The sequence below is a fragment of the Pseudoalteromonas sp. T1lg22 genome, from assembly GCF_002964645.1.
Lineage (GTDB): Bacteria > Pseudomonadota > Gammaproteobacteria > Enterobacterales > Alteromonadaceae > Pseudoalteromonas.
The window spans coordinates 202,185-219,358 of sequence record NZ_PQBY01000027.1 but is presented as its reverse complement, the minus strand read 5'-3'; the positions used below and the strand labels follow the sequence as shown (position 1 = coordinate 219,358).

At 48.8% G+C, this 17,174-nt stretch carries 11 protein-coding genes; 6 read left to right on the top strand and 5 right to left on the bottom strand.

The window, feature by feature from the left end; translation table 11 throughout:
• The first annotated feature begins 9 nt into the window (after positions 1-9).
• From rlmKL to C2M24_RS15430, 4 genes are read left to right on the top strand one after another with little or no spacing between them, the layout of a single operon-like run.
• Positions 10-2,130 carry a bifunctional 23S rRNA (guanine(2069)-N(7))-methyltransferase RlmK/23S rRNA (guanine(2445)-N(2))-methyltransferase RlmL gene (gene rlmKL / locus C2M24_RS15445; RefSeq protein ID WP_105198886.1) on the top strand — a complete coding sequence of 707 codons (2,121 nt, stop codon included), beginning with the start codon at positions 10-12 and terminating at the stop codon, positions 2,128-2,130.
• On the top strand, positions 2,123-2,371 hold the full coding sequence (locus C2M24_RS15440; protein WP_105216090.1) for a glutaredoxin family protein: 249 nt from the start codon (positions 2,123-2,125) through the stop codon (positions 2,369-2,371). Before rlmKL ends, C2M24_RS15440 begins: the two co-directional genes overlap by 8 nt.
• The gene (uup, locus tag C2M24_RS15435; protein ID WP_105216088.1) at positions 2,358-4,268 is read left to right on the top strand and encodes an ATP-binding cassette ATPase Uup; all 1,911 of its coding nucleotides are present in this window, start codon (positions 2,358-2,360) and stop codon (positions 4,266-4,268) included. Before C2M24_RS15440 ends, uup begins: the two co-directional genes overlap by 14 nt.
• 11 nt (positions 4,269-4,279) lie before the next feature.
• The gene (locus tag C2M24_RS15430) at positions 4,280-6,022 is read left to right on the top strand and encodes a DUF3466 family protein (protein WP_105216086.1); all 1,743 of its coding nucleotides are present in this window, start codon (positions 4,280-4,282) and stop codon (positions 6,020-6,022) included.
• Between the two features lie 86 nt (positions 6,023-6,108).
• On the opposite strand, the gene C2M24_RS15425 is transcribed toward C2M24_RS15430, so the two are convergent.
• A complete protein-coding gene (locus C2M24_RS15425; RefSeq protein ID WP_105216084.1) occupies positions 6,109-8,481 on the bottom strand; it encodes a TonB-dependent receptor in 2,373 nt (790 codons plus the stop codon).
• A 150-nt stretch (positions 8,482-8,631) separates the two neighbouring features.
• Here C2M24_RS15425 and C2M24_RS15420 point away from each other — a divergent pair, with 150 nt between their 5' ends.
• On the top strand, positions 8,632-9,156 hold the full coding sequence (locus C2M24_RS15420; protein WP_105216082.1) for a YaeQ family protein: 525 nt from the start codon (positions 8,632-8,634) through the stop codon (positions 9,154-9,156).
• Positions 9,157-9,158: 2 nt separating this feature from the next.
• Here the strand turns inward: C2M24_RS15420 and yfaE are convergent, their stop codons facing one another.
• The 4 genes from yfaE to ubiG all read right to left on the bottom strand — a co-directional run bounded on the left by yfaE (position 9,159) and on the right by ubiG (position 14,187).
• Positions 9,159-9,434: a class I ribonucleotide reductase maintenance protein YfaE gene (yfaE, locus tag C2M24_RS15415; protein ID WP_105216071.1), complete on the bottom strand. Its 276-nt coding sequence runs from the start codon at positions 9,432-9,434 to the stop codon at positions 9,159-9,161.
• A gap of 52 nt (positions 9,435-9,486) precedes the next feature.
• Positions 9,487-10,617 carry a class Ia ribonucleoside-diphosphate reductase subunit beta gene (nrdB, locus tag C2M24_RS15410; protein WP_105198893.1) on the bottom strand — a complete coding sequence of 377 codons (1,131 nt, stop codon included), beginning with the start codon at positions 10,615-10,617 and terminating at the stop codon, positions 9,487-9,489.
• 71 nt (positions 10,618-10,688) lie between these two features.
• Positions 10,689-12,971, bottom strand: a complete 2,283-nt coding sequence (gene nrdA / locus C2M24_RS15405; RefSeq protein WP_105216069.1) for a class 1a ribonucleoside-diphosphate reductase subunit alpha — start codon at positions 12,969-12,971, stop codon at positions 10,689-10,691.
• Positions 12,972-13,476: 505 nt separating this feature from the next.
• Positions 13,477-14,187, bottom strand: a complete 711-nt coding sequence (gene ubiG / locus C2M24_RS15400) for a bifunctional 2-polyprenyl-6-hydroxyphenol methylase/3-demethylubiquinol 3-O-methyltransferase UbiG (RefSeq protein ID WP_105198895.1) — start codon at positions 14,185-14,187, stop codon at positions 13,477-13,479.
• 191 nt (positions 14,188-14,378) lie between these two features.
• Here ubiG and gyrA point away from each other — a divergent pair, with 191 nt between their 5' ends.
• On the top strand, positions 14,379-17,081 hold the full coding sequence (gene gyrA / locus C2M24_RS15395; protein ID WP_105216067.1) for a DNA topoisomerase (ATP-hydrolyzing) subunit A: 2,703 nt from the start codon (positions 14,379-14,381) through the stop codon (positions 17,079-17,081).
• Positions 17,082-17,174 lie beyond the last annotated feature (93 nt).

Below are 17,174 nucleotides of genomic sequence, written 5' to 3'. Positions count from 1 at the left end.
AAAGTCACCTTGCAATTTGTCGCTTCTACATCCATTGGCATAGAACAACTGCTACAACAAGAACTCACCGAACTAGGTGCTGAAGTTACCAAACAGCGCGTTGGTGCCGTTGAGTTCAGCGCCGATAGTTTAACCGCACAAAAGGTGTGCTTGTGCACCCGCTTGGCCACCCGCGTCATGTTGGTGTTGCAACAAGGCAGCGACATCGAAGACAAAACCTCCCTGTATAATTTTGCCCGCTTTCAGCCATGGCAGGAGTTTTTCGGTCCGGATCAATCCTTTGCGGTGGAATTTAGCGGTACCAATCGGCAGCTGAAAAACACCCAGTTCGGCGCCTTGGTGATCAAGGATGCCATTTGTGACTATTTCTATGACTTGTACGAGCGTCGTCCCAGCGTCAGCAAAGAAACGCCGGACGTACGTATGGTTGCCAAACTTAACCGCGATAAACTGACCCTGTATATCGACTATTCCGGCCCACGCCTGTCGCAACGCGGTTATCGTAGCGCCCAGGGTAAGGCACCATTAAAAGAACACCTAGCTGCAGCGCTGGTGATGCGTAGCGGTTGGCTGGATGACACCAGCAAGCCTTTATTCGACCCAACCTGTGGCTCTGGCACCTTGCTTATCGAAGCGGCGCTGATGGCCCAAAACAAGGCACCCGGACTATCACGCGAAGGCTTTGCCTTTGAACGCTTGCCCAGCTTCCGTATTGCCAAATTTAAAGAGCTAAAGCAAAGCATTAAAGACCAGGTTAACGATGACGTAAAACCTTGGCTTATCGGTCGCGATATCAACCCTCAGGTAATTAAAAAGGCGCAAGAGAATGCTGCTAACGCCGGCGTGAGTGAATGTATCGACTTTGCCGTTGGTGATCTTGCCGATATGAAGGCGCCAGCGAAACGCCCAGGTGTGCTGCTGGCGAACTTGCCTTATGGTGAGCGTCTTGGCTCTATGGCGGAAATCGTCGCCCTGTATCGCCAAATGGGTCACCAGTTGAAGCAGCACTTTTGCCACTGGCGTGCAGCACTTTTGATCAGCGAGCCAGAAATGCTCAAGCTGTTTAAACTGGTAAAACACAAGCAATACAAGTTTAAAAACGGCCCGCTCGATACCTTGTTGGCCCTGTACGATATAACCGAGCAGCAGACACAAGGACAGAGCGAAAGCAAAACGCCTTTGCATTTTGAAGAGTCCGTGGCCTTTGCCAATCGCCTGAAGAAGAACCGTCAGGCTTTGAAAAAGTGGCTTAAAAGCGATGAGATCAGCGCCTATCGCCTTTACGATGCGGATATTCCGGAATACAACGTTGCCGTTGATGTTTACCAAAACAGCGCTGTGATTTACGAATACGCAGCGCCAAAGAATATTGACCCCAATGTTGCGCAAAAGCGCCTGCAGGACGTGCTTATGCTCACCTGTGAGACCTTGGAGATCGCGCCAGGACAGGTTGCTCTGAAGGAGCGCCGTAAGCAAAAGGGTGATAGCCAGTATCAAACTCAGGGCTCTCAGGGTAAAACCATGGTGGTCACCGAGTACGGTGCTAAATTTGAGGTGAACCTGTTTGATTACCTCGACACCGGCATCTTCCTGGATCACCGTTTGGCTCGTAAACGAGTGCGTGATCTGAGCCAGGGTAAACGTGTACTTAATCTTTTCGCCTATACCGGCACCGCATCGGTGCAGGCGGCGCTTGGCGGTGCCAAGTCAGTAACCACGGTGGATATGTCAAAAACCTATTTGCAGTGGGCGCAGCGCAACTTTGCCCTCAACAACTTGAAAAGCCCGCGTTACCGTTTTGAGCAGGGCGATTGTATCGAGTGGCTTAAGCGTACCCGCGGCGAGTATGATCTGATCTTCTTAGATCCGCCGACCTTCTCTAACTCGAAGCGCATGCGCGACAGCTTTGATGTGCAGCGTGATCATGTGACCCTTATCAAGGATGCGTCCAAGCTACTGGCCAAGCAGGGCACCTTGTTATTTTCAAACAACAAGCGCGGCTTTAAGATGGATGTGGATGCCTTGGCCTTACAAGGCTTGCAGTGTGAAAATATTACCGAGCAGACTCAGTCGCCGGACTTCGCCCGCAACAAGCATATTCACAATGCCTGGTTGATCCGCCATGGCTAAGGTGGTGCTCTATCATACCGATGGCTGTCATCTGTGTGAGCAGGCGCAGGCATTATTGCAACAGCATCCGGATATCCAAGCCATTGAGTTGCGCGATATTATCGACCAGCCACAGTGGCTCGAAGCGTATCAGATACGCATTCCGGTGCTGGCTTTGGCACATAACCCACAGGCCGAGCTGGGGTGGCCTTTTGACCAGCAGGCAATCAGCGAATTGATTAAGCAGTATGGACCTAATTAGAATAACAAACGGGCAACTAGCCTATGGTACGCATCCCTTACTTGACGGCGCCAATGCCGTTATCGAACAAGGCGAGCGAGTATGTGTGGTGGGCCGCAACGGCGCCGGTAAGTCGACGTTTTTAAAGGTACTAAGCGGTGATGTTTTACTCGATGATGGTGATATAAACCAGGTTGGCGAACTAAAAATTGCCCGCTTAGAGCAAGATCCCCCACGCGACAGCGACGGTACAGTCTTTGATTATGTGGCCGATGGCTTACCTGCCTTGGCGCGTTTGCTAAAAGAATTCCATAACCTCAATGCCGCCTTGGCGGTTAATGCCGACGATGATAAGGCACTGGCGCGTTTAGCTAACATTTCTGCGGAAATAGAAGCCAAAGACGGCTGGCGTTTTGAGTCTAAAATCAAGCTGGTACTGGGGCAATTACAACTGGATGCCGATGCCTTGTTAGCCACCTTATCCGGTGGTTGGTTGCGCAAGGTGGCCTTGGCCAAGGCGTTAGTAGGCGAGCCTGATTTACTGCTTCTTGATGAGCCTACCAACCACCTGGATGTGGCCTCGGTGCAATGGTTAGAGCAATTCTTAAAAGAGTTTAAAGGCGCCATCATCTTTATTTCCCACGACCGTGCCTTTATCCGCGCCCTGGCGACACGTATTCTCGATTTAGACCGCGGCCTGCTTGTCTCTTATCCCGGTGATTATGCCACCTACTTAGAGCGTAAGGCTCATGATTTAAAAGTAGAAGAGCAGCAAAACGCCGAGTTTGATAAAAAGCTCGCCGAAGAAGAAGCCTGGATCCGCCAGGGTATTAAAGCGCGTCGTACCCGTAATGAAGGACGTGTGCGGGCGCTGAAATCTTTGCGTCAGGAGCGTAAACAACGTATCGAGCAAGTAGGCAAGGTGGACTTAAACATAGAAACCGCCGCTCGTTCGGGCAAACTGGTGGCCGAGGCACAGCACTTATGCCATGCCTTTGGTGATAAGGTCATAGTCGATGACTTTTCGACCTTGCTTATGCGTGGCGACCGAGTGGGCTTGGTTGGCCCCAATGGTGTTGGTAAAACCACCTTGTTAAAGTTGTTGTTTGGCCAACTGCAGCCAAACAGCGGCAAGCTCAAGCAAGGGGTGAACCTGGAAATCGCCTATTTCGATCAGTATCGTGCCAAGCTAGATGAAGAAGCCAGCGTTCAGGATAACGTCGCAGATGGTAAGCAGGAAGTGCAAATTGGTGGTCGCAGCCGCCATGTTCTCGGTTACTTGCAAGACTTCCTGTTTCCGCCAAAACGTGCTCGTACGCCGGTTAAGGCGCTCTCCGGCGGTGAAAAAAACCGCTTATTACTAGCCAAGATCTTCTTAAAGCCTTCCAATGTACTTGTGCTTGACGAACCGACCAATGATCTGGATATTGAAACCCTTGAGCTGCTTGAAGAAATCGTGAACCAGTATCAGGGCACAGTCTTGATAGTCAGCCACGACCGGGAGTTTATCGATAACACCTGTTCGAGCGTCTGGGGTTTTGATGGTGAAGGTAAAATCACCGAGGTAGTGGGTGGTTACAGCGATTATGAAGCCTATAGGCAGCAGATTTTAGCGGCCGAGGAAGCAGCTAAAAAACAAGCACAAAAAGCGACCCTTGATACGCCCAAGGCAGTGAAGCAAAAATCTGCGAATAAATTGTCTTATAAGCATAAACGCGAGTTAGAACAACTGCCTAATCAGGTAGAAGAACTGGAAGAAGCTATTGACAGCCTGCAGCAAGAGGTCAATAGTAGTGACTTTTTTAAGCAAGACAATGAAATAACCAACGCCAAGTTGAACCTATTGGCAGAGCTTGAGTCGAAGCTTGAAGCTGCGTTCGCCCGTTGGGAAGAACTCGAAGAATTACAAAATCAGTAGTAGGGAAGAAGATGAAAAAATCCTTGGTTGCATTGAGCATATTTGCGGGCCTTAGCGCCAGCGCGCAAGCCGCGGTATATCAACTAGAAGAACTTAGTACCTTAGACACTGCAAAACACCACTTTATCACCGACGCCAACAATAACGGTGAAGTAATAGGCCAGGTACGCGGCATTTATAACCTGCCTATCGACGTTAGCTATATCGATTTTACCGAGAGCATCATTACTCGTGCCTATGATAATTGGAAAGAAGACCGATTTGATGCAATCGACAAGGAAATTACCTTTACCCTGGACGATATTGCCGGCGGAAATTTAAATGCCGATGCCTTAACCTTTATGTTGGGCTTCTTGTCATCAAATAATGGCAATGAAAACTGGCAGAAGCTCGCCGATGTGGCTGCGGTAAACTTTACTCCGAGCCCTTCGGTTGAGCAGGTATTACTCGATCAAACATCTACTGATTATGATGGCTACACCCGCAGTGTCAGTAACTTATATAACGCCATCAGCGAAGATGGCGTGCGCGTGGGCAGCGGCTCGGCGCCTTATAAGAAAATAGAATTTACTCCCAGTGGTGAAAATGAAGCAGAAACCTACTTTGTTCGTGACTATCGCTCGCGTGGCGTAGTGGTGTCACCAACGGGTGTGGTAAGTACATTAGAGCCTGTCTCTGCTCTGTACGGTGGCACCAGCATGGCTTCCGATATAGTGCAGCGCCCCGATGGCGGCTACTATGTGGTTGGTAGCGCATCCATCGGCGTTCCCGTTGACCGCCAGGAAGATTATGACGAACGTTGTGACGGTGAAGATGAGCCTGTTGCTGTGTGTATTTGGCGCATGGAAAACTTAGAGGCCAGCAATGCCCTGGGTGCCTTTTATGATCGCCGTGCAATATTGTGGACTCTGGACGGGGATTTAAACACCGTTGAAACCAAGGATCTTGGTCTTGGCCTGGTTCCTGATGAAGACGAGGGACATGCATTTAGCTCGGTGGCGTTAGCCGTAAACAGTCAGGGGATCGCTGTAGGCTATTCTCATGTACGTAAATACGATAATGATACGCTACGGGTTATGCCTGTGGTTTTCAAAAACGGTGAAGTAATAGAGCTACTAAACCAGGAAGATGATTGGTTTAGCGGTAAAGCGGTAGCCATTAGCGAAGCCGGCATTATTACCGGATATGGCAATAAGGCTATAGACAACAGAAATACCACTAAATTTTTCTACCATGATCTCAACACGGGTCAAACCGTGTTCCCAAGTGACTACTTTGTCAGCTCAAGCTCTGTGGCCCGCGATGTTAACATCCATGGCGTGATCATAGGTGAGGGTGAGGTTGATGTAGTGAATTCATCAAGCCGTCGCCGCGAAGGCTTTATTTACAACATTGGCGATGACACGGTAGCTAATATTAATGACTTGCTTCCTTGTTATGATATCGATGGCGAAAGTAATTACCCTTACAACTTTGCCGAAGCAACAGCCATTGACGATGATGGCGTTATCTATGGTGTTGCTACTAAGAGCAAAGAAAAGCTCAATGCCCGTGGTGAAGTCGAAGTGGATGACAGTGGCAAAGTTCTTTTTGAAAGTGTGGCAATGCCGGTTAAATTAAGCCGCATAGCAGGTGGTGAGATTGAAGAGTGTCCACCGGAAGCGGCCGGCAGCTATGAGCGCCAAAGTGGCTCATTAGGTTGGCTGGCACTATTGGCCTTACCTTTATTGGCGTTGAGACGTCGTTTTAAATAATTGTCTTAGTACATTAAAAAAGCCCGGTTTTACCGGGCTTTTTATAGCATTTTTTATACCACTTGCGATGCAGGTGGCATTTATATTTAGAAATAGGCTCTGACACCTAAACGCAAGTTACGTCCAGGTAAAGGGGCCTGATCCTTGATAAAGGATGTGTGAACAAAGCCAAGTTCATCCCCTAGGTTTTGCGCCTGCAGATAGGCAACGCCATCGAATTGACCCAGGCTAAAGTGATAGTTCACCTTAACATCTACCAGGGTGTAGGAATCAGTCTTGGTTTCGAACGCACTGAAATCATCCTGCTCAAGGTAATGGGTGGCAACCAAAGCAAAATCCCAATCTTTATAGAGATAATTTAACTGGGAGCCGATTTTTGCCGCCGGGATGCGTGGTAGATGCTCGCCATCTTTGAGTTTTGCCCTAACAGAATCGGCGAAGCCTTTGATTTGCCAGCTTGATGACAAGGCGTAGTGTGCATCTAGCTCAAATCCGTAGAGCTCGGCGTCGCCACTGCGATATTGATAAACGGCGAGGGCGTCGTCATCGGCAAGTGTGGCATCGGTAAAACCAGCATCATGGTCGAATACCAGTCCGGTATTCTCCTGATAGTAGAAATCGTCCACGTCGTTATAGAAGGCGCTGAAGTTAAAACCAAAATCGCCCACATATTTACGCCAGCTGAAATCGATATTAGTCGCGGTTTCCTGAGCTATGTCTTCGCCTTCAAAATGCGCTTCACCGTCTTCAATATGATAGGCCAGGCCCAGCTCATAGGTGCCGGTAGCAATATGGGTGCCGTTAGCAAGCAACTCGCCGGTTAACGGCGCTCGCTCGGAGCGCGATACACTTAAGGCCAAGGCATAGCCGTCCTGGTAATTCCAAATGCCGCCAAGTGAGAGGCTTAAGTTGGTATCGCTGTACTCATAAGCAGTCGTTGACTCTTCATGACCCGCTTCTTCGTGGTCGTGATGGCCGACTTCATCGCTTATCTCGCTGTCTAGTTGATAGTCTTCGACACGGGCACCTAACTCTAGGGTCCAACGCTCAAATTCCCGCTCTTCCAATAAATACAGGGCATGCACCTTGGTTTTGGTCGACGGGGTGAAAGCTTCTTCGCCGGCTGCGCTATAGTCGGAATCACTGTAATGATAACCTAGGGTGCCATGCCAGTTTCCGAGACGGTGTTTGGCGTTTAAACGGGCCTCGCGGCTGGTATTGCTAAACAGGGTACCCAGGGTCTCGCCTTCGATTTCACCATGTTCATAGTCGCTGTATCCGGCGCGCAGCGTCAGGGCTTCAACAAAGCTGTCATGGAAAGAGTAGCTTGCGAGCGCCTGCCAGCGATCTTGCTGCATTCGTGCAAATACGCCTTCTTCGCCTTCATGCTCCGCTTCATTATGGCCATCAAGCTCATCTTCATGTCCGTGCTCATCTTCATGTCCATGATCATGGGCGTGAGCGGGAATGCCATAGTCAGTTTCTATGGTGCCGTAGGAAAGACCCAGGGTCCAATGCTCGCTGACATAGCTACTGCCGATATTAACCGTAGCACTGTCGATAAAGGTGTTGGCAACGCGGTCATGGCGCTCTAGTTCGCCATCTTCTTCAAGGGTAAAGGTGGGTGTTTCATAGTCATGGCCAACGCGATCGCTGCCATCAACATGGAAATTAAAGCCATCATACCCTGAGGTAAATTTGCCCGCATAGGTATTGGTGTTGGAAACCGTATCATGGCTGTATTCGGCGGCTCCTTGATAGCCTTCGATACGATCCGTTGGAATACGGTTATCGACCACATTAACCACGCCGCCAATGGCGCCGGAGCCATAAAGCAGGGTTGCTGGGCCGCGTAATACTTCTATTTGTTCGGCAACGATGGACTCGGTGGCCACCGCATGATCTGGGCCGACGCGTGAGGCATCGCCGCTGTCCAGGCCGTTTTGGGTGATTTTAACGCGCGGGCCGTCTAAGCCACGGATCACTGGGCTTGAAGATACCGGACCGAAATAACTGGCATTAATGCCAGGTAGGCCTTTTAATGTTTCGCCTAAGGTTGGTTGGGCTCTGTCGCGTAATTCATCGCCACTGAGTACGGAAACCGGCGAGACCATGTCGAGGTTGTTTTTATCTAACCCTGATGCGTAGATCACCACGGTTTCAATCGCCGAGGCGCTGAGCATGATATCCAGTTGTTGCGCTTGTGCACTTACTTCCAAGCGCTTATCTATGTAGTTTTCTTTGCTGAAATGCAGCTGGCCAGCCTGATCTAGTTCAAGGGTGAAATAACCTTGCTGATCGCTTCGCACACTATGTTGCTTGCCATGGTAGTGGATCACTACGTCACTTAAGGGTTGTTGTTGCTCATCGACGACGCGGCCAGTAACCGTGCCGGCGAAGGCGTTTGCCGAGCCGAGTAGGGCGGCGACGGCACAGGATATTGCGGCTGGTTTAAACATAAAGAAAATCCGTTAACTAACAATGGTGATACTATAACATTATAAAATCATACAGCACAATAATGTTATAGTATAACTTAAATAAAATTTGCATGAGCGAGAGTACACTATACTTATTGCTATCGAGTAGCCAGCGTAGACATCTTTGCCATGAGCGACAGAGGAAGGGTCTTTAAAGCACATTTTGCTATTGTGGACAATGTCCATCATTGTCAGCTAAACGAACACTTTACTACCTCACGCAGAGATGAAGAGCTGCTTGAGCATTTTATTCTACGTCTAATCGGCTTTTGTCTGTTTGCTTATCGCCATGATCTGGTCTTGTGTGAGAGCAAACAAAAGCCGCAAATCGATATTGTTGCCTACGATCTCCATGACGATTATGAACTGGTTATAGAAGTATTTAATGACAATTGCGATGAATTAACCAAGATTTATAATCGCGCCCAGTCTTTGTATGTGATCACCACCATCCCCATTAATGACGAGCTCACTAGTTGGCAGTTAGCCCATAATCGCGCCGAGCTGATCGCCTTGGAACCGGGTTTTGTTAATGCATTGGAAGCTGTGCTAGCGCGCTCTTTGCATTGGGATGTATGTGTGGAGTGGGATCAGTTGAGTATTACCACGGCTGAATGCTATGTAAGCTCGCAGGTTTTGATAAGCTGGCCCTGAGATTAGCCTTCATTGTCACTGGAAATAACCAGATCACCGTCCGGGGTGCTGCAGCACAGCAAAATTTCGCCGTCACGGACAAAGGCCAGCGGCTCGTGGCTATAGTTGACATTCCCTTGCACCAAAACAGCCCGACAGGCACCACAAAAGCCCTCGCGGCATTGATAGGCGGGAGTTTCTCCTTGGCGCTCCAAGCTATGCAGGATAGATGGACTATCCGAGTCATGGGTTAGTGCTTTGCCGTTAAAGGTAATATTGGTCTTAGTTGCTTTGCACACGGATTATGTACTGATATGAGGGGGAAAAGGGGCTCACAAGGAGCCCTTCTTATTACAGGTCGAAGTCGCCAAAGTCGTTGGCATCAACCTCTGAGTCGATTTGACCGACCAGGTAAGAGCTGATTTCTGCTTCTTGTGGCGCCACCTGAACGTTGTCCGATACCAACCAGGAGTTGATCCATGGAATAGGGTTACTCTGAGTGGCAAACTGTGCCGGCAGACCTACCGCGCTCATACGCACATTGGTGATGTATTCCACATATTGGCAAAGAATGTCTTTATTCAGACCTATCATGGAGCCGTCTTTAAACAGGTATTCGGCCCATTCTTTTTCCTGCTCAGCGGCATCAACGAACATTTGGATAGCTTGCTCACGGCACTGGGCAGCGATTTCGGCCATTTGTGGGTCGTCCTTGCCTTCTTGCATAATGTTCAAGATATGTTGAGTGCCAGATAGGTGCAGGGCTTCGTCGCGCGCGATCAGCTTGATGATTTTCGCATTACCTTCCATCAGCTCGCGCTCGGCAAAGGCGAAGGAGCAAGCGAATGATACATAAAAGCGAATGGCTTCAAGGATATTCACAGACATCATGGCCAAGTACAGGCGCTTTTTCAGCTCATACAAGGAGACATCAATCTCTTCACCATTAACCATGTGCTGGCCTGGGCCATACAGGTTATAAAGTGAGGTTAGGTGGATCAGGTCGTCGTAATAACGGGTCACCTCCTCGGCGCGATCGGCGATTTTTTCATTGGTCACTATGTCATCGAAAATAACTTCCGGTGACTGAGTCACGTTACGAATAATATGGGTGTACGAGCGGCTGTGAATGGTTTCACTAAAGGCCCAGGTTTCAATCCAGGTTTCCAGTTCGGGCAAGGAAACAATAGGCAGCAGGGCCACGTTTGGTGAGCGGCCTTGGACGCTGTCGAGCAGGGTCTGGTACTTAAGGTTGCTTAAGAAGATATGACGCTCATGCTCAGGCAGAGACTGAAAATCAACGCGGTCTTTACTGACGTCTACTTCCTCTGGACGCCAGAAGAAGGATAGTTGCTTTTCGATCAACTTTTCAAAAATAGGGTACTTTTGCTGGTCATAGCGCGATACGTTCACCGTTTGTCCGAAAAACATCGGTTCTTTTAATTGGTCGTTACGGTTACGGCTAAAAGTGGAGTATGACATGGTCGTGGGATCTCAAAATCAGGGTCGAACAACAAAGCAAAGCGGCTCAGAAGCCGCTTGCTTAATTATTATTATATCTTACAAGCGCCGCCTTCACAGCCGTCATCGGCCTGAGGCTTAAACTCGTCTTGGGCGTCCGAAGCACCATCACGGGTGTTGTGATAGTACAAGGTCTTCACACCCAGTTTATAGGCAGTCAACAGATCTTTAAGCAAGAGCTTCATAGGCACCTTGCCGCCATCGAACTTATTCGGATCATAATTGGTGTTGGCCGAAATAGTCTGGTCAACGAACTTTTGCATTATGCCCACTAGCTGCAGGTAGCCATCGTTCGATGGAATATCCCAAAGTAATTCATATTGATCTTTAAGACGCTCATACTCAGGCACAACCTGCTTAAGGATACCGTCTTTAGACGCCTTAACGCTGATATGACCGCGCGGTGGCTCAATACCGTTAGTGGCATTTGAGATTTGCGACGAGGTTTCAGAAGGCATTAGAGCCGACAGCGTTGAGTTACGCATGCCATGAGCTTTAATGCTTTCGCGCAGACCGTCCCAATCCAGGTGCAGTGGCTCATTACAGACGCTATCAAGATCCTTTTTATAGGTATCGATAGGCATGATGCCTTGCGAATAAGTGGTTTCGTTAAACTTAGGACACGCGCCTTTTTCTTTGGCCAGCTCGTTTGATGCTTTCATCAAATAGTACTGAATCGCTTCAAAGGTTTTATGCGTCAGGCCATTGGCGCTGCCATCCGAATAACGCTTACCATTTTTCGCCAGATAGTAGGCGAAGTTGATCACGCCCACACCCAAGGTACGACGACCCATGGTAGCATTGTAGGCAGCCGGTACCGGGTATTCTTGATAATCCAACAGGTTATCAAGGGCACGTACGGCCAGCTCGGCTAACTCTTCAAGCTCGTCCAGTGACTCAATGGCGCCGAGGTTAAAGGCCGACAGAGTACACAGAGCGATTTCACCGGTTTCGTCGTTTACATCGTTCAGTGGCTTGGTTGGTAAAGCGATTTCCAGACACAGGTTAGACTGGCGTATCGGTGCAACCTTGGCATCAAACGGGCTGTGAGTATTACAGTGGTCAACGTTCTGCAGGTAGATACGACCTGTGCTGGCACGCTCTTGTAAAAACATCGAGAAGAGTTCAATGGCCTTGATACGCTTCTTACGAATAGACTCATCTTGCTCGTATTTTACGTAAAGCTCTTCAAACAGCTGCTGATCTTCAAAGAAGGCATCGTAAAGACCCGGTACATCCGATGGGCTGAACAGGGTGATAAAGCCGTCTTTGATCAAACGGGTATACATCAGTTTGTTGAACTGCACACCGTAGTCAAGGTGACGTACACGGTTATCGTCAACACCACGGTTGTTCTTAAGTACCAGTAGGTTTTCAACCTCTAGGTGCCAAAGCGGGTAGAACAGAGTCGCGGCACCACCACGTACGCCGCCTTGCGAACAGCTTTTAACCGCCGTTTGGAAGTGCTTATAAAAAGGTACACAGCCTGTGTGGTAGGCTTCGCCGTTGCGAATTGGGCTACCTAAGGCGCGAATACGACCAGCGTTGATACCGATACCAGCGCGCTGAGATACGTATTTTACAATCGCCGATGAAGTGGCGTTAATTGAATCCAGGCTGTCGGCACATTCGATCAGTACGCATGAGCTGAACTGACGCGTTGGTGTACGCACGCCCGACATAATAGGCGTAGGCAATGAGATCTTAAACAAAGACACCGCATCATAGAAACGCTTCACATAATCAAGGCGCGTCTCTTTGGGGTAATCTGAGAACAGGCTGGCAGCAACCAAGATATACAGGAACTGGGCGCTTTCATAAATATCGCCGGTGACGCGGTTTTGTACCAGGTACTTACCTTCCAGCTGTTTAACGGCAGCATAGCTGAAGTTTAAATCGCGGCTATGGTCGATAAACTGATCCATCTGCTCGAATTCCGACTGAGTGTAGTCGGTCATTAAATGCTGATCGTAACGCTTGTCTTCAACGAGCTTAACAACATGATCATACAGCTTAGGTGGCTCAAAACGACCATAGGCTTTTTTACGCAGGTGGAAAATAGCCAGACGCGCCGCCAAATACTGGTAGTCAGGCGTATCTTTAGAGATCAAGTCCGCCGCCGATTTGATAATCGTTTCGTGAATATCTTCGGTGCGAATGCCGTCATAGAATTGAATATGGGACTTAAGTTCTACCTGAGATACAGATACATTATTGAGCCCTTCAGCGGCCCAAGTAATGACACGATGAATTTTATCTAAATCCAACGCTTCCTTACGTCCATCGCGTTTGCTAACAGATAACTGTTGAGTCATAGTTATTGCCCGTAATTATAATTAGTTGTATTAGCGCACAGCTGTTAAAAGTGTCTTTTTCAGCTATTGCAGGCGATGTATTTACTACGTTTTAGCATACCTTCGCTTTGCGCCATCGCCCACGGCCACCAAGCATTTAGAGCTGTATAAGATTCAAACACTAGATATGGTGTTTTCATCATTGTGATTCACAAGATAGTGGGGTCTGCGTGTATTTGCAAGAGGTGCAAACTGTGACAATCTGTGGATAAGTCGCCACGGTTAGTGACCGTTAACCTTCAAACATTTTTAACTCTGTCGGTCAGCGAAAAGCAACGTCAAAAAACACAAATTTAATGATTTTTTCCAAGTCTAACCGACTGGGTTTTTTATCATCAAGTCGACCATCTTTTCATCACGCTAATTCTTACCAGCGCACTATATCTGGTGTTTAAAAAATAACAAACCACCAGATATAGTGTATCCGCAGTTTTAAAAAACGCCAGGCGGATTCGCTACACTTGCGTTACGCCAGCTTTTCAAAGTGCAAAATGTAGTTAACGTCTAGGTCCTGGCCTAAGGTGTATTGTTTAGTCAGTGGGTTGTAGCTTAGCCCGGCACTGTGGCGAACTTTGAGCCCGGCCTGTTCAGCCCATTGGATAAGCTGCGATGGGCGAATGAACTTTTTATGGTCGTGGGTACCCTCGGGCACAAGTTTAAGTAATTTCTCGGCGCCAACAATGGCAAACAGATAGGCCTTGGCGGTTTTATTTAAGGTTGAGAAATAAACCTGGGCACCGGGTTTGGCAAGGGCGGCAGCGCTAGCTATCACGGATTGCGGATCCGGCACATGCTCAAGCATTTCCATACAGGTCACAATATCGAAACGCTCTGGATGCTCCGCCGCATATTGCTCAGCGGTAATTTGTTGGTAATCGACTTTAACACCAGACTCTAAACTATGGAGCTTGGCTACATTCAGTGGCTCACGACCCATATCTATGCCGGTGACCTTGGCACCGAGTTTGGCCATGCTCTCGGCGAGGATGCCACCGCCACAGCCTATATCCAGAGTTTCTTTGTCGGCCAGGCCGTTGGCATGTTGGGCGATAAAGTCCAGGCGCAGGGGGTTTATTTCGTGTAAGGGTTTAAATTCGCCATCGAGATCCCACCAGCGCTGTGCTATGGCTTCAAATTTTGCAATTTCATCCGTATCTACATTTTGATGTTCGGTCATAAAAAACTTCCTCGTTCGTCTGAGGCCATTATACGGGGGGATTTTGTGAAATCGCAAAGATTTAGCGCCTGTAAAAATAAAAATTATGTGATAGCATGGGCTGAGATAATAACGACAATGGGGCAGGTGATAAGCCGAGTTAAACTCGTGCCGATTACACCCTGTCGCAAATAAGAAGGAAAGTGATATCAATGACTGATCTCGCCAATGAAGTCCTTCCGGTTAATATTGAAGATGAGTTAAAGAATTCCTACCTGGATTACGCCATGAGTGTAATCGTAGGACGTGCGCTTCCCGACGTTCGTGACGGCCTAAAGCCGGTACACCGTCGTGTTTTGTTCGCCATGAATGAACTCCGCAATGACTGGAACAAACCGTATAAAAAGTCTGCCCGTGTAGTGGGCGACGTCATCGGTAAATACCACCCGCACGGCGACAGTGCCGTATATGACACCATAGTACGTATGGCGCAGCCGTTTTCACTGCGTTATATGTTGGTCGATGGCCAAGGTAACTTTGGTTCCGTGGATGGTGACTCGGCGGCGGCGATGCGTTACACCGAAGTACGCATGGCAAAACTTTCCCAAGAGTTGTTAGCCGACTTAGAAAAAGAAACCGTTGATTACGTGCCTAACTATGACGGCACCGAGCAGATCCCAGATGTATTACCGACCAAGGTACCTAACCTGCTGGTTAATGGTTCATCGGGTATCGCCGTAGGTATGGCGACCAATATCCCGCCGCACAACCTAACCGAAGTGATCAACGGCTGTTTAGCGCTTATCAAAGAGCCGCAAACCACCATTGACGAGCTAATGGAATATATTCCAGGCCCGGACTTCCCAACAGCGGCCATTATCAATGGTAAAAAAGGCATAGAGCAGGCCTATAAAACAGGTCGTGGCAAGGTTTATATTCGCGCTCGCGCGGAAGTAGAAGTGGACGAAAAAACGAGTCGCGAGACCATTATCGTTCATGAAATTCCGTATCAGGTGAATAAAGCCCGCCTTATTGAAAAAATCGCCGAGCTAGTTAAAGACAAAAAGATCGAAGGTATCAGTGCGCTGCGCGATGAGTCTGATAAAGACGGTATGCGTATCGTTATTGAGATCAAACGCGGCGAAGTGGGCGAGGTGGTACTGAATAATCTGTACGCCCAAACCCAGATGCAAACCGTGTTCGGTATCAACATGGTCGCCCTGGACGGTAACCAGCCGAAGTGCTTTAACATCAAGGAAATGCTTGAAGCATTTATCCTGCACCGTCGTGAAGTTGTTACCCGTCGTACCGTATTCGATTTACGCAAGGCCCGTGAGCGCGCTCATACCCTTGAAGGTTTGGCGATAGCGCTTGCTAATATCGATCCTATTATCGAACTTATTCGTAAGTCACCGACACCAGCAGAAGCAAAACAAGCCCTTGTAGCCCGTCCATGGGAGCTGGGTAATGTTAAAGCCATGCTGGAAAAAGCCGGTGATAACGCCGCTCGTCCAGACTGGCTGGCGGATGATTTAGGTATTCGCGATGGTCAGTACTATTTATCTGAGCAGCAGGCGCAGGCTATCCTTGAGCTACGCCTACATAAGCTAACCGGTCTTGAGCACGAGAAGATCCTTGATGAATATCAAGAGCTACTTGAGCTAATCGCTGAACTATTACATATCCTTGGTTCGCCGGAGCGCTTGATGGAAGTGATCCGCGATGAATTGGTTACCATCAAGGAAACCTATGGCGATGAGCGCCGCACCGAAATCAGTGCCGCGGCCCACGATATCAGCCTGGAAGATTTGATCACCGAAGAAAACGTAGTAGTCACCCTGTCACATGAAGGCTATGTGAAGTATCAGCCGCTGAGCGACTACGAGGCACAGCGCCGTGGTGGTAAGGGTAAATCAGCAACCAAGATGAAGGATGAAGACTTTATCGAGCGTCTGCTGGTCGCCAACACCCACGACACCATCTTGTGCTTCTCGACCGCAGGTCGTCTGTACTGGTTGAAGGTGTACCAGTTGCCATTGGCCAGCCGCGCTGCCCGTGGTAAGCCAATTATTAACTTGTTGCCGCTTGAAGCTGACGAGCGCATTACCGCTATCTTGCCAGTGCGTGAGTACGAAGAAGATAAGTATGTCTTTATGGCGACTGCTTTTGGTACCGTGAAGAAAACGCCACTAACCGCTTATAGTCGTCAGCGCGCCAGCGGTATTATTGCCGTTAACCTCAACGAAGGCGATAGCCTGATCGGTGTGGACATCACAGATGGCAGCAACGAGATCATGCTCTTTACCGATGCTGGTAAGGTTGTACGCTTTAAAGAAGCGGAAGAGTCGGCCGTGGTTGACGAAAACGGCAACCCAGTACTTGACGAAGAAGGCAATCCGGAAATCAAGTTCAAGGGTGTACGTCCTATGGGTCGTACCGCCACCGGTGTACGCGGCATTAAGATGGCCGATGACCAGCGCGTGGTGTCCTTAATCGTACCTAAGTCAGATGGTGCTATCTTAACCGTGACCGAAAATGGTTATGGTAAGCGTACCGCCCTTGAAGATTACCCATCTAAGAGTCGTGCGACTCAAGGTGTGGTCTCTATCAAAGTGAGTGAGCGTAATGGCGCCGTAGTCGGTGCCGTTCAGGTCGATGACAACGACGAGATCATGATTATTTCTAATCGTGGCACCTTGGTTCGTACTCGCGTGAATGAAGTGTCTACCGTGGGTCGAAATACTCAAGGTGTTATTTTGATTCGTACAGTTGACGGCGAGCAGGTGGTTGGTTTACAACGTATCGAAGAAATCGATGAAGATGAACTGGCCATACTGGAACACGACGAAGAAGCCGTGGTCCAGGGGGAGGCTCCCGCCGATGAGGCTGAGCAGAGCCCTGAGCAAGACTCATAATCTATAAAGCGGCTTCGGCCGCTTTTTTTAGCCCTGTATAAAATATTTTCAAGTTACATCGCCTGCACAATGGGTATTGTGTGGGTACGCGAA